The organism is Micromonospora chokoriensis, from assembly GCF_900091505.1.
Taxonomy (GTDB): domain Bacteria; phylum Actinomycetota; class Actinomycetes; order Mycobacteriales; family Micromonosporaceae; genus Micromonospora; species Micromonospora chokoriensis.
Genome location: NZ_LT607409.1, coordinates 5,348,164 through 5,363,803 on the forward strand (window position 1 = coordinate 5,348,164; position 15,640 = coordinate 5,363,803).

1 pseudogene is annotated in these 15,640 nt (G+C 74.5%); it reads right to left on the reverse strand.

Going from position 1 to position 15,640, the window contains the following annotated elements:
• Positions 1-13 precede the first annotated feature (13 nt).
• Positions 14-15,622, reverse strand: a pseudogene (locus GA0070612_RS32670) (type I polyketide synthase); the annotation flags it as partial.
• Positions 15,623-15,640: the final 18 nt, after the last annotated feature.

The window sequence follows — 15,640 nt, forward strand, 5'->3', positions numbered from 1 at the left end:
GCACGTCGGTGGTTCAGCGAGAGGAATCGAGCGCCAGCCGGATGAGGTCGTCCTCATCCAGCCCGTCGAGGTCGGTGCCGTCGGGTTCCCCGGCGGCGGGTTCGGTGTCGTCGCCGTCGGCGAGGCGCAGCACGGCGTCCAGCAACCCGGCGGCACGCAGCCGGGCCGGGGAGATCGCGGCGAGCGCCTGCCGGATGCGGGCGTCGTCGTCGAGGTCGTCCGGTCCGAACAGCTCGTCGTGCAGGTGCTCGGCGAGGACCAGGGCGCTGGGGTAGTCGAAGATGAGGGTGGTGGCGAGCCGCAGACCGGTGCTCGCGTTGAGCCGGTTGCGCATCTCGATCGCGGTCGCCGAGTCGAAGCCCAGCTCCCGGAACGCCCGCTCGGGTTCGACGGACTCGGCCGACGGGTGCCCGAGGACAGCGGCGGCCTCCGCCCGTACCGTCTGGAGCAGGGCCCGGTGCCGTTCGCCGCGAGACCTGTCGCGGAGTCGGGTGTAGAGCACGGACGCCCCCTGGCCACCGATCGCGGCCTGGTCGGTGTCGCGGAGCCGGCGTACCTGCGGCAGGTCGTGCAGCAGCGGCCGGGGCCGGGCCGACTCGTAGGCGGGCGCGAACCGCTGCCAGTCCACGTCGGCGATGGCGACGAAGGTCTCGTCGTGGTCCAGGGCGCGGGCCATCGCGGCGATGGCCAGGTCGGGTGCCATCGCGGCGAGGCCACGTCGGCGCAACTGCTCGACGATCGCGGCGTCGGACATGCCACCGCCGTCCCACACACCCCAGGCGATCGAGGTGGCGCGCAGCCCACGGGCCCGGCGACGGGCCGCGAGCGCGTCGAGGTACGCGTTGGCTGCCGCGTACGCGCCCTGCCCGCCGCCGCCCCAGACACCGGCGTTGGAGGAGAACAGCACGAACGCGCTGACGTCCCCGACCAGGTCGTCGAGCGCCGCGGCACCTGCCGCCTTGCCGTTGACCACGTCGGCGAACTCGTCCAGGCCGGTGTCGGCCAGCGGTGCCGACCGGGCGACGCCGGCGGCGTGGAAGACCGCGGTGAGGTCGCCGATGCCGTCGAGCAGCCTGGTGAGCGCGTCCCGGTCGGCGGTGTCGCAGGCGGCGATGGTCACCCGGGCACCGAGGTGTTCCAGGTCGGTCCGCAGGTCGTCGGCGCCGGGGGCGTCCGGGCCTCGACGGCTGGTGAGCACCAGGTGCTCGGCGCCCCGTCCGGCCAGCCAGCGGGCCACGTGTGCGCCGATCGCGCCGGTGCCGCCGGTGATCAGGGTGGTGCCGGTGGGCGTCCACCCGGTCGGCGGTGCCGGGCTGTCGAGGGGTGCGGGGCGCAGGCGTCGAGCGTGGACGGCGTCCTCGCGTACCGCGATCTGGTCCTCGTCGTCGATGCCGGCGACGGCTGCCTGGAAGCGGGTGAGGGCGGCGTTGTCGAGTCGGGCCGGCAGGTCGATCAGGGCACCCCAGCGGTCCGGCTGTTCCAGGCCGAGCACCCGGCCGGTGGCCCAGACCTGGGCGGGGCCGGTCAGCGGCGGTTCGTCGGTGGCGGCGACGGTGACCGCGCCACGGGTGACGATCCGCAGCCGGCCGGGGATCCCGGCGTCGGTCAGGGCCTGGATCAGCAGCACGGTCGCGGTCAGGCACCGCGGGACGGCTCCGTCGGCGTCCGGGGCGACCGCCAGGAGGGACAGCACACCGCTGACGGTGGGCTCGGGGCCGGTCGCGGCTCTCAGCTGTGCGGTCAGTGCGGCCCGGTCGGTGGCCCCCGGGTCGACCTCGACGATGACGGCGGTGCCGCCGGCCTGCTCGATAGCGGCGCTGGTGAATTCGGTCTCGGCCTGGGCGGTGGCGGTGGTGATCAGCAGCCAGGTGCCGGTGAACAACGCGTCGGGCGGTTCGGGCAGGGCGGTCCAGCCGACGGTGTAGCGCCAGGTGTCGGTGGTGCCGCGTTCCGTGCGGGTACGCCGCCAGGCGGTGAGGGCGGGCAGCAGCTCGGTGCCGTCGCCGGTGATGCCCAGCGGGGTGAGGTCGCCGTTCTCGACGGCCCGCCAGAACTCGCTGTCGACCGGGTCGACGACGGGCACCGGTGTGTCGCCGGCCGGCCAGTAGCGTTGGTGTTGGAAGGGGTACGTGGGCAGGTCGACGACCTGGGTGGCGGGGATGACCGTGGTCCAGTCGACGGGTGCGCCCTGCACCCACGCCTCGGCCAGCGACCGCACCAACCGCTGCGGGCCGCCTTCGCCGCGACGCAGGGTGCCGACGGTGGTGGCCTCGATCGCCCCGGTCAACACCGGATGCGCGCTGACCTCCACGAAGATCCGGTTACCGGCCGCCTGCGCGGCCTGCACTGCCAGATCCAGGCGCACCGGCTGGCGCAGGTTGCGATACCAGTAGGCGGCATCCATCACACCGCCGCCCTCCACGGTGGAGAACACCGGCACCGCGCCCTGCTGTGGTCGCACCCCGTCCAGCAGCCGGGCCAACTCCGCCTCGACCGGCTCGACCAGAGCGCAGTGCGACGCGTAGTCCACCTTCACCCGCCTGGCCCGCACCCCCGCCGCCTCCGCAGCGGCCAGGAACCCGTCCAGGTCCGCACCGGCCACCACGACACTCGTCGGACCGTTGACCACCGCGACACTCACACCCTCGGTCAACAACGGGGTGACCACATCCAGACCCGCGCTGACCGACACCATCCCACCACTGCCGGACAAGGCCAGCAGCGCCTTGCTCCGCAGCGCCACGACCTTCGCCGCGTCACTCAGCGACAGAACCCCGGCCACACAGGCCGCCGCGATCTCACCCTGCGAATGACCGATCACCGCATCCGGAGTGACACCCTTGGACCGCCACACCTCGGCCAACGCGACATGCACCGCCCACAACACCGGCTGCACCACATCCACCCGCTCCAACGGATCATCGGAGCGCAACACGTCCAGGAGGTTCCAGTCCACGAACGGCGCAAGCGCCGCCGCACACTCCGCGACCCTCGCCGCGAACACCGGCTCGGCGTTCAACAACTCGGCGGCCATGCCGACCCACTGCGAACCCTGACCCGGGAACACGAACACCACACCCGCGTCGACACGGGCCACACCGGACACCACCGCGCTGGACGGCAACCCGTCGGTCAACGCGGCCAGACCGGCGCGGTGGTCCGGGCCGAGGACGACCGCGCGGTGGTCGAAGACAGCACGCGAGGTGGCCAGCGAGTACGCCGCCTGCCCGGCATCGCCGTCCCACCCCGCGAGCCGGCGCGCCTGCCCGGCGACCGCCGCCGCGCTGCGCGCCGACAACAACCAGGGCACACCGGGGACCGTCGCCACCGACTCGGCCACCGGTGTGACCGGCGGCTCCTCGATGATCACGTGCGCGTTGGTGCCGGACACCCCGAACGACGACACCCCGGCCCGACGCGGGCGCTCCCCCGCCGGCCACGGCCGGGCGTCGGTGAGCAGCTCCACCGCACCGTCGGACCAGTCGACGTGCCCGGTGGGCCGCTCGACGTGGACGGTCCGCGGCATGGTGTCGTGCCGCATCGCCATCAGCATCTTGATGATCCCGGCGACCCCGGCGGCGGCCTGGGTGTGCCCGATGTTCGACTTGATCGACCCCAGCCACAGCGGCTGGTCGGCGGGCCGATCCTGACCGTAGGTGGCCAGCAGCGCCTGCGCCTCGATCGGATCGCCGAGCCGGGTGCCCGTGCCGTGCGCCTCGACCGCGTCCACGTCGGCGGTGGTCAGGCCGGCGTCGGCCAACGCGGCGCGGATGACGCGTTGCTGCGACGGGCCGTTCGGGGCGGTCAGGCCGTTCGACGCGCCGTCGGAGTTGACAGCGGTGCCGCGTACCACGGCGAGCACCCGGTGACCGTTACGGACCGCGTCGGAGAGCCGCTCGACCAGCAGTACCCCGGCGCCCTCCGCCCAGCCGGTTCCGTCGGCGTCGTCGGAGAAGGACTTGCACCGGCCGTCGGGCGCCAGGCCACGCTGCCGGGAGAAGTCGACGAACGTACCCGGGGTGGCCATCACCGTCACCCCGCCGGCCAGTGCCATGACGCACTCGCCGTTGCGTAGCGCCCGGACCGCGAGGTGCAGTGCCACCAGGGAGGACGAGCAGGCGGTGTCCACGGTGACCGCCGGGCCCTCCAGGCCGAAGGTGTACGCCACCCGGCCGGAGACCACACTGCCGGCGTTGCCGACACCCAGCAGACCCTCGACTCCGTCAGCCGAGCCGAGCCGGCTGACGTAGTCGTGGTACATCACCCCAGCGAACACACCCACCTGCGCTCCCCGTACGACCGCCGGGTCGATCCCGGCCCGCTCGAACGCCTCCCAGGAGGTCTCCAACAACAGCCGCTGCTGCGGATCCATGGCGAGGGCCTCCCGTGGCGAGATCCCGAAGAATCCCGCGTCGAAGTCGCCCGCGTCGTAGAGGAAACCGCCCTCCTTGGTGTACGTGGTCCCAGGATTGTCAGGATCGGGATCGAACAACACCCCTACATCCCAGCCCCGGTCAGGGGGGAACTCGCCGATCGCGTCACCGCCGGTGTCGACCAGCTGCCACAGCTCCTCGGGGGTCGTCACACCGCCGGGGTAGCGGCAGGCCATGCCGACGATCGCGATGGGTTCGTCGGCCGTGGCCGCCCTGCTCACACCGGCCGTGGGGACCTCGTCGCCACCGCCGAGAGCGGTGTTCAGGTGGTCGGCCAGGGCGACTGGGGTCGGGTAGTCGAAGACCAGGGTGGCGGCCAACCGCAGCCCCGTCGCGGCGTTCAACCCGTTGCGCAGCTCGACGGCGGCGAGTGAGTCGAAGCCGAACTCGCTGAAGGGGCGGTCGGCCACAACGGCGCGTCCGGAACCGTGGCCCAGCACGCCGGCGACGTGCGTGCGTACCAGATCGAGCAGTTGGTCGCGGCGCGCGGCCGGCGCCAGATTGGCGAGCCGGCGCACCAGGGCGGCGTCGCCGGACGCCCGACCCGCGCGTTGCCGGGGGATCGCGCGGACCATGCCGCGCAGGACGCCGGGGACGTGCGACGGGGTCGCCGACGGGTCGAGCCGGACCGGGACGAGCAGGGCCTGCCCGTCGGCGGCGGCCTGGTCCAGCGCGGTGAGCGCCACGTCGGTCGGCAGCGGCAGCACACCAGAGCGGGCCATCCGGTCCAGTTCCGCCGGTGCGAGACCGGCGGCCATGCCGTCCGCCCACGGTCCCCAGGCCAGCGAGGTCGCGGCCAGGCCGGCGGCGCGCCGGTGCGCCGCGAGGGCGTCGAGGAAGGCGTTGGCGGCGGCGTAGTTGCCCTGCCCCGGGCCGCCGAAGACGCCGGCGGCGGAGGAGAACGACACGAACGCGGAGAGGTCCCGGTCGCTGGTCAGTTCGTGCAGGTGCCAGGCCGCGTCGACCTTCGGTCGCAGGACGGCGGCGGTGCGGTCCGGGGTGAGGTGGTCGATCGTACCGTCGTCGAGGACGCCGGCGATGTGGACGACGGCGGTCAGGTCGGGCGCTGCGGCGAGGACCGCCGCGAGGGCGTCCCGGTCGGCCGCGTCGGCGGCCACCACCGTCGCGGTGGCGCCGACGCCGGCCAGGTCGGCGACCAGCTCGGCGGCACCGGGCGTGTCGGTGCCGCGGCGACCGAGCAGGATCAGGTCGGTGCAGCCGTGGCGGGTCGCCAGGTGCCGGGTGACGATCCTGCCCAGGGCGCCCAGGGCCCCGGTGACCAGGACGGTCCCGGTGCCGAAGGACGGCCCGTCGCCGGAGACGCGGCAGGGCACCAGCCGGGGTACGAGGACAGCGCCTCCGCGCAGTGCGACCTGCTCCTCGCCGGCCCCGGCGATGGCTGCCAGCCGGGCGTCGTCCGGGTCGTCGCCGGGCTGGGCGTCGGCCAGCAGGAAGCGGCCCGGGTGCTCGGACTGGGCGCTGCGGATCAGGCCCCAGACCGCCGCGCCGGCCGGGTTCGGGACCGTGTCGTCCGCGACGGCCGCCACCGCGCCGGTGGTGAGCACGAGCAGACGGGCGTCGTCCTGCGCGAGGACGGCCTGCGCGGCGGCGAGCGCCTCCACCGTCACCGCGTGCGCGGCGGCCGCCTGGTCGCCCGGGACCTGCGGGACGCGCAGCACGGTCAGGTCCTGCGCGGTCGACTCCACGGGCACCGGGATCGGCGACCAGGACAGCGTGTGCAGCACCGACGGCGGGGCGTACGGCCGCAGCAGCAGGGACTCCACTGTGACAGTGGGGCGACCGAGGTCGTCGGTCAGGTCGATCCGGACGGTGTCGGCGGCGGTGCGGGTCAGCCGGGCGCGGGCGGCGCTGCCGGTCTGACCGTGGCAGGTGACACCGGTCCAGGAGAACGGCACCTTGGCTTCCCGGCCGGCGTCCTCGGTCAGGCCGAGGGCGTGCAGGGCGGCGTCCAGCAGCGCCGGGTGCGCCGCGTACCCGTCGGCGTCACCGTCGAGGGCCAGCTCGGCGTGGAGGGTGCCGTCGGTGGCGCGCCAGGCCCCGCGCAGCCCTCGGAAGGCGGGACCGTAGTCGAGGCCACGATCGGCCAGGTCGTGGTAGAGGTCGCCGAGGTCGAGCGGGGTCGCGCCGGGCGGCGGCCATTCGTCGACGTCCGGGGCGGGCACTGTGGCGGGGCTGACCGTACCGGTGGCGTGTGCCGCCCACCGGACTCCGTCGGTGGTGGCGTGCACCGCGACCGGTCGACGTCCGGCCTCGTCGGCCGGGCCGACCCGCACCTGGAGCTGCACGCCGCGTTCACCGGCCACCACCGGAGCGGACAGCACGAGGTCGTCGACGTGGTCGCAACCGGCCTCGGTGCCGGCCGCGAGGACCAGTTCGAGCAGCGCCGTGCCGGGCACGACGACCGAGCCGGCGATGCGGTGGTCGGCCAGCCACGGCACCGAGCCGGTGCTCCAGTGCCCGGTGTGTACCCGCTCGTCGTCGCTGCCGGCCAGCGGGACCATCGCGCCGAGCAGCGGATGACTGCCGGCGCCGGCCTCGCCGACGGCGGTGGCCGGCCAGTAGCGGCGGCGCTGGAAGGCGTAGGTGGGCAGGTCGACCAGCCGCCCGCCGGTCAGGCACGGCGTCCAGTCCACCGCGACGCCACGCACGTAGGCCTGCGCGAGGGCGGTCAGCAGCGTGGCAGGTTGGTCCCGGTCAGAGCGTTGCACGGGTACGAACACCGCGTCGGCGACGCAGTCGGCGCCCATGGCTGACAGCACCCCGTCGGGGCCGATCTCCACGAACGTGCTGACACCCAGGCCCTCCAGGGTGGTGATCCCGTCGGCGAACCGCACCGCCTCGCGCACGTGCCGCACCCAGTAGCCGGCGTCCTGCGTCTCGGCGACCTGCCCGGACACGTTCGACACGATCGGAATACGCGGCGTGCCGTAGGAAAGCGTCGCCGCCACCTGGGCGAACTCGGCCAGCATCGGCTCCATCAACACCGAGTGGAACGCGTGACTGACCCGCAACCGCTTCGACTTCCCGAAGTGCGCCGCCACCGCCGTGACCTCGTCGGCGACACCGGAGAGGACGATCGACCGGGGCCCGTTGATCGCCGCGATGCTCACCCCGTCGGTCAACAGCGGCAGCACCTCCGCCTCGGTGGCCCGCACCGCGACCATGACACCGCCGGTCGGCAACGCCTGCATAAGGCGACCTCGGGCGGTGACCAGGCTCGCCGCATCGGGCAGGGACAGCACCCCGGCGACGTGCGCGGCGGCGATCTCACCGATCGAATGCCCCACCAGGTAGTCCGGGGTCACACCGAACGACTCCACCAGCCGGAACAGGGCAACCTCGACGGCGAACAACGCCGCCTGGGTGTAGACCGTCTGGTCCAGGTCGTCACCCTGGGCGATGACGTCGCGGATCGGCCGGTCCAGGTGAAGGTCCAGCTCGGCGCAGGCCGCGTCGAACGCTTCCGCGTACACCGGGAAGGTCTCGTGAAGGGCCAGGCCCATGCCGGGCCGCTGCGAACCCTGGCCGGAGAAGACGAACGCCGTCCGGCCGGGCACCGGCACGCCGGTGACCAGGGCGGGGTCCTGCTGGCCGGCGGCGAGGGCGTCGAGGGCGGCCCGACCGAACGCCACCGCCCGGTACGGCAGGCGGGCCCGCCCGGCGAGGGTGTACGCGGCGTCGAACAGGTCCACGTCGCCGTCGGCCAGGAGCCGGGTGGCCTGCGCGGTCAGCGCCTCCGGGGTGCGGGCGGACAGCAGCAGCGGTACGTCGACGGTCCCGTCCCGTGCCGGCCCGTCGGGTGCGGGGGCCGGTTCGGGTGCCGCTTCGAGGATGACGTGCGCGTTGGTGCCGGAGACCCCGAAGGAGGAGACCGCCGACCGGCGGGGACGCCCGTCGCCCGTCCACTCGCGGGCCTCGGTGAGCAGGGCGACCGAGCCCGACGACCAGTCGACGTGCGACGTCGGCTCGTCGGCGTGCAGGGTGCGGGGCATCAGCCCGGCCCGCATCGCCATGACCATCTTGATGATGCCGCCGACTCCGGCGGCGGCCTGCGCGTGACCCAGGTTCGACTTGATCGAGCCGAGCCACAGCGGCCGGTCGGCGGCACGGCCCTGGCCGTACGTGGCGAGCAACGCCTGCGCCTCGATCGGGTCGCCCAGCACCGTGCCGGTGCCGTGCGCCTCCACCACGTCCACGTCGGCGGTGGACAGGCCAGCGTCGGCGAGCGCGGCCCGGATCGCCCGTTGCTGGGCGGGGCCGTTCGGGGCGGTCAGACCGTTCGACGCACCGTCGGAGTTGACGGCGGTGCCCCGGACCAGCGCGAGCACCGGGTGACCGCGGCGGCGGGCGGTGGAGAGCCGCTCGACCAGCAGCACGCCGACGCCCTCGGACCAGCCGGTGCCGTCGGCGCCCGCCCCGAACGCCTTGCAGCGCCCGTCGGCGGCGAGCCCACCCTGTCGGGAGAACTCCAGGAACATCGTCGGCGTGGCCATCACCACGGCGCCGCCGGCGACGGCCATCGCGCACTCGCCGTTGCGGATCGCACGGATCGCCAGGTGCAGCGCGACCAGTGACGACGAGCAGGCGGTGTCCACCGTGACGGCCGGGCCCTCGAAGCCGAAGGTGTACGCGAGCCGGCCCGAGATGACACTGGCGGCGGTGCCGGTGAGCAGGTAGCCGGTGCTGGCGTCCCGGCCCTGCAGCAGCGTGTCGTACCCCTGGGCCGAGGCTCCGACGAAGACACCGACCTGCTTGCCGCGGACCGTCTCCGGGTCGATGCCGGCGCGCTCCAGGGCCTCCCAGGTGGATTCCAGCAGCAGCCGTTGCTGTGGGTCCATGGCCAGTGCCTCGCGCGGCGAGATGCCGAAGAAGTCGGCGTCGAAGTCGGCGGCGTCGTGCAGGAAGCCCCCACGGTCGGTGGCCGAGCCGCCGTCGGTGTCGGTGTCGAAGAGGTCGGCCCGCCACCCCCGGTCCGCCGGGACCGCGCTGATGCCCTCGGCGCCGTCGGCGACCAGTCGCCACAAATCTTCAGGGGTGCTGATGCCACCCGGGTAGCGGCAGGCCATCGCGACGATCGCGATCGGATCGTCGTCGTCCCCGGTGGTCTCCGTGGACGGCGGGGGTGCCTCCGGGATGGCACCGCCGAGCAGTTCGTCGCGCAGGTGGGAGACGAGCGCGAGAGGGCTCGGGTGGTCGAAGGCGAGTGTCGCGGACAGCCGGAGCCCGGTCACGGCGGTGAGCCGGTTGCGTAGTTCGACGGCCGTCAACGAGTCGAACCCGAGTTCCTTGAAGGCTCGGCCGGCGACGACGTCGGACGGGGCGTGCCCGAGGACCGCGGCGACGTCCGCGACGACGATGTCCAGGAGGATCCGTTCCGCCTCGGCCGGTGCGGTGGCCAGCCGGCGGCGCAGCGCTGTCGCCGCGTCGGCCGGCCCGGCGCTGCCGGCCGGGCGGGTCACCCCACGGACGAGGCCCCGCAGCAGCGGCGGTGGGGTGGTGCCGGCGGCGACGGTACGGGCGAGTCGCACCGGGACGGTCAACGACTCGTCGACCCCGAGCGCCAGGTCGAGCAGCGCCAGCCCCTCGCCGGTGTCGAAGCCGAGCACACCCGTACGGTCCATGCGTCGCGTGTCGGTGTCGTCCAGCCGCCCGGCCATGCTGGTCGTGGCGGTCCACGGACCCCAGGCGAGCGAGATCGCCGGGCGGCCCTGGGCGCGGCGGTGCGCGGCGAGCCCGTCCAGGAACGCGTTCGCGGCCGCGTAGTTGGCCTGCCCGGCCGCGCCGAGCAGCCCGGACAGCGACGAGAACAGCACGAAGGCGGCCAGCGGCTGGTCCTGGGTGAGGTCGTGCAGGTGCCAGGCCGCGTCGACCTTGGGGCGGAGCACGCTGCTCAGCCGGTCCGCTGTCATCGCGCCGAGGACACCGTCGTCGAGGACGCCGGCGAGGTGCACGACGGCGGTGAGTGGCCGGTCCGTGGTGCTGGCCGCGATGAGGGCCGCGGCCGCGCCGCGGTCGGCGACGTCGCAGGCGGCCAGTGTCACGCGGGCACCGAGGCCGCGCAGTTCGTCGGCGAGGTCGGCCGCGCCGGGCGCGTCCGGGCCGCGCCGGCCGGCCAGCACCAGGTGCCGGACGCCGTGGGTGGTGACCAGGTGCCGGGCGACGGCCGCACCGATCGCGCCGGTGCCGCCGGTGAGCAGGACGGCGCCCTCCGGGTCGAGGGCGGTCGGGACGGTGAGGACCACCTTGCCGACGTGCGCGGCCTGGCTGACGTGCCGGAACGCGGCACCCGCCGCGCGGACGTCCCAGGTGGTCACCGGCAGCGGCCGCAGCGCGCCGGCCTCGAAGAGGTCGACCAGGGCGCGCAGCATCTCCTGGATCCGGTCCGGTCCGGCCTGGATGGTGTCGAAGGCCCGGTAGCTGACGCCGTGCGCCGCGCTGATCGCGGCCGGGTCGCGGACGTCGTTCTTGCCCATCTCGGCGAACCGGCCGCCCGGGGTGAGCAGCCGCAGTGACGCGTCGACGTGCTCACCGGTGAGCGAGTTGAGCACCACGTCGACCCCTCGGTCGCCGGTCGCGGCGCGGAACCTGCCCTCGAAGCCGGTGGTCCGGGACGAGGCGATCCGGTCGCTGTCGACACCCAGGCCACGCAGCGTCTCCCACTTGGCCGGGCTGGCCGTGCCGTAGACGGTGGCGCCGAGGTGGTGGGCCAGTTGCACGGCGGCCATGCCGACGCCGCCGGTGGCGGCGTGCACCAGCAGCGCCTCCCCGGCGCACAGGCCGGTCAGGTCGACCAGCGCGTAGTAGGCGGTGAGGAAGACGATCGGCACGGCGGCGGCCTGCTCGAACGTCCAGCCGGCCGGGATCGGCGTGACCAGCCGGTGGTCGGTGACGGTCACCGGGCCGAACGCGCCGTAGAACATGCCCATGACCGCATCGCCGACGGCCAGCCCGTCGACACCGGGGCCGATCGCGGTGACGACACCGGCGCCCTCGCTGCCGAGCTGGGCGACGTCGGGGTACATGTCCAGCGCGATCAGGACGTCGCGGAAGTTGAGGCCGGTGGCGCGGACCGCGATCCGGACCTGGCCCGGGCCGAGGGGTTCGTCGACCTCGGGGCACGCGACGAGGGTGAGGTTGTCGAGGGTGCCCTTGGCCGGGACGTCGAGTCGCCAGGGGACTCCGGCGGGCGGGATGAGGGTGGGCCCGGTCGCGGCGCGGGCCAGGCGCGGGACGAGCACCGTGCCGTTGCGGACGGCGAGTTGCGGCTCCCCGGTGGCGAGCGCGGCGGCGAGCACGCCGTCGTCGGGCCGGTCCAGGTCGACCAGGACGAAGCGGTCCGGGTTCTCGGTCTGCGCGGTGCGGACCAGCCCCCAGACGGCGGCGGCGGCCAGGTCGGTGACGTCCCCGTCGGGTGTGGCCGCCACCGCGCCGGAGGTGACCACGGCGAGCCGGGCGTCGGCGTCGGTGACGTCGCGCAGGAAGCACTGGAGGACGTCGAGTGTGGCGGCGGTCGCCGCGTGCGTGGCCGTCAGCGGGTCGCCGTCGGTGGTCGGCGGATGCCAGATCTGCGCCGACGTGGCCGGTGCGGCGGGGGCGGCGGTGACCGGTGTCCACGCGAGGCGGTGCAGGGCGTCGGCGACCGGCAGGGTGGTCGCGGTGGGTGGGGCGTACGGCCGGAGCACCAGGGAACCGACAGTGGCGACCGGCTGCCCCGTGGTGTCCCAGACGTCCACGGCGACGGTGTCGGTGCCCCGCAGCCGTACCCGGATCGTGTCGGCGCCGACCGCGTGCACCGTGGCGCCGTTCCAGGCGAACGGGACGGCGGCCGGTGCGGCGTCGGTGACCGTGTGACCGAGGGCGTGCAGGGCGGCGTCGAGGATCGCCGGGTGCAGCCCGAAGCGGGAGGCGTCGACGCTCTCGGGGGCGCGTACCTCGGCGAACGTCTCCCCCAGCGGGCCGCACCAGACCGCTTCCAGGCCGCGGAACGCAGGCCCGTAGGTCAGGCCGCGCTCGACCAGCCCCGGGTAGAGGTCGTCGATGTCGACCGGTTCGGCCCCCGGCGGCGGCCACTCGGTGAGGGTCGGGGGCGCGGTGCCGGTGACGCCGAGGGTGCCGGAGGCGTGCACGGTCCACGTCTCGCCGTCCCCGCTGTGCACGCTGACGCTGCGTCGGCCGTCGGCGTCCGCCGCGCCGACCCGGACCTGGACCTGCACCCCCGCCGGGGGCAGGACGAGCGGGGTGGCCAGGACCAGGTCCTCGACCGTCGGGCAGCCGACCTCGGCGCCCGCCGCGAGCACCGCTTCGAGCTGGGCGGTGCCGGGCACGACGAGGTCCCCGGCGACCTGGTGGTCGGCGAGCCACGGGTGCCCGGCGGCGGACCAGTGACCGGTGAAGAGGTGCTCGTCGGCACCGGCCAGCGCCACTGAGGCACCGAGCAGCGGGTGGTCGACGCCGGTGAGGCCCAGCGCGCGGGTGTCGCCGACCGTGGCGGTGCCGATGGTCGGCCAGTACCGCTGGTGTTGGAACGCGTAGGTGGGCAGGTCGACGCGGCGGCCACCCGGGGCCAGCACGGTCCAGTCCATCGCGGCACCCCGCACGTACGCCTCGGCCAGCCCGGTGACCACTGCGGTCACCTCGGGGCGGCCCCGGCGCAGCAGCGGCACGTAGGTGGTTTCGGTGTCGTCGCTCTCCCGGGCCATGGCGGTGAGGACGCCGTCCGGGCCGATCTCCAGGAACCGGGTGACGCCACGGCCGCGGAGCCAGGCGATGCCGTCGGCGAACCGGACCGCCCCGCGTACGTGCCGGACCCAGTAGTCGGCGTCCGGTGTGCCGGCGAGCTGCCCGGTCAGGTTGGACACCACCGGGATGACCGGCTCGTGGTAGGTCAGGGCGCTCGCCACCTGGGCGAACTCGGCCAGCATCGGCTCCATCAACGCCGAGTGGAACGCGTGGCTGACCGTCAGCGCCCTGGACTTCTCGAAGTGGACGGCGACCGCCGTCACGGCGTCGGCGACGCCGGACAGCACCACCGACCGGGGACCGTTGACGGCGGCGATGTCCACACCGTCGGACAGCAGCGGCAGCACCTCGGCCTCGGTGGCGCGTACCGCCACCATCACCCCGCCGGGCGGCAACGCCTGCATCAGCCGACCCCGCGCCGCCACCAACGTCGCGGCGTCGGCAAGGGACAGCACGCCGGCCACGTGGGCGGCGGCGATCTCACCGATCGAGTGCCCCACCAGGTAGTCCGGGGTGACCCCGAACGACTCGACCAGACGGAACAGGGCCACCTCGACAGCGAACAGGGCGGCCTGCGTGTAGCCGGTCTGCTCCAGGTCCACGCCGTCGGCGATCACCTCGCGCAGCGGGCGGTCGAGGTGGGGGTCCAGTTCCGCGCAGACCGCGTCGAAGGCGTCCGCGTACGCCGGGAACCGCGCGGCGAGGTCGAGGCCCATGCCGTGGCGCTGGGATCCCTGACCGGAGAAGAGGAAGGCGGTGCGGCCCTCCTGGACGGTGCCGGTGACGAGCCCGGCGGCGGCGTTCCCGGCGGCCAGGGCCGCGAGTCCGGCCGGCAGGTCGACGCCGGTGACCACCGCCCGGACGGGCAGCGGCGAGCGGGTCGCGGCGAGCGAGTGGGCGACGTCGGCGGGGCTCACCCCGGAGCCGGCGGTGAAGGCGGCGAGGCGGTCGGCCTGCGCCCGCAGCGCCTGCGGGGTGTGACCGCTGAGCACCCAGACCGGGTCGGTGGCGACCGGGGCGTCGGTCGCCGGGGCGTCCGTCGCCGGGGCCTCCTCGATGATCGCGTGGGCGTTGGTGCCGCTGATGCCGAACGCGGAGACCGCCGCCCGTCGGGGCCGCTCCCCCGGCGCCCACTGGCGCTCGGAGGTGAGCAGCTGGACGTTGCCGGCGGTCCAGTCCACGTGCGGGGTGGGCTCGTCGACGTGCAGGGTGCGCGGCATGACACCGGCCCGCAGGGCGAGCACCGTCTTCATCACGCCGCCGACCCCGGCCGCGGCCTGGGTGTGGCCGAGGTTGGACTTGAGCGAGCCGAGCCAGAGCGGTTCACCGGCCGGACGGCTCTGACCGTAGGTGGCGAGCAGCGCCTGCGCCTCGATCGGGTCGCCGAGCCGGGTGCCGGTGCCGTGCGCCTCGACCAGGTCGACGTCGGCGGCGGTGAGTCGGGCGTTGGCCAGCGCGGCCCGGATGACGCGTTGCTGGGCAGGGCCGTTGGGGGCGGTGAGGCCGTTGGACGCACCGTCCTGGTTGACCGCGGTGCCCCGGATGACGGCGAGCACCGGGTGGTTGTTGCGCTGGGCGTCGGAGAGCCGCTCCAGCAGGAGCAGGCCGGCCCCCTCGGACCAGCCGGTGCCGTCGGCGGCGGCGGCGAACGGCTTGCACCGACCGTCCGGGGCGAGGCCACGCTGGCGGCTGAACTCGACGAACGCCTCCGGGGTGGCGAGCACCGTGGCCCCACCGGCGAGGGCCAGGGAGCACTCCTGCTGGCGCAGCGACTGGACCGCCAGGTGCAGCGCGACCAGGGAGGCCGAGCAGGCGGTGTCGATGGTCACCGCCGGCCCTTCCAGACCGAACTGGTACGCGATCCGCCCCGAGAGCACGCTGGCCGCGCTGCCGGTCAGCCGGTAGCCCTCGATGCCGTCCTGGGCGTGCCGCTGCAACAGGGTGTCGTAGTCGCGGCCGCTGATCCCGACGAACACGCCGGTCCGGCTGCCGCGCACGCTGTCACCGGGGATGCCGGCCCGCTCGAACGCCTCCCAGGCGGTCTCCAGCAGCAACCGTTGCTGCGGGTCCATGGCCAGGGCCTCGCGCGGCGAGATGCCGAACAGCGCCGGGTCGAAGTCGGCCGCCTCGGCGAGGAAGCCGCCCTCGCGGGCGTACGTCTTGCCCTTGGCGTCCGGGTCGGGGTCGTAGAGCCCGTCGACGTCCCAGCCCCGATCGTCGGGGAAGTCGCCGATCGCGTCACCGCCGGCGGCGATCAGCTCCCAGAGCTGCTCCGGCGTGTCGACCCGCCCGGGGTAGCGGCAGGTCATCGCGACGATCGCGACGGGTTCGCCGGCCGCCGTCTCCACCTCTTCGAGGCGCCGCTTGCTGCGTCGCAGCTCGGCGGTCATCCACTTGAGATGGTCGAGCAGCTTCTCGTCGTTCGCCATCACACGTACCCCGTTCCC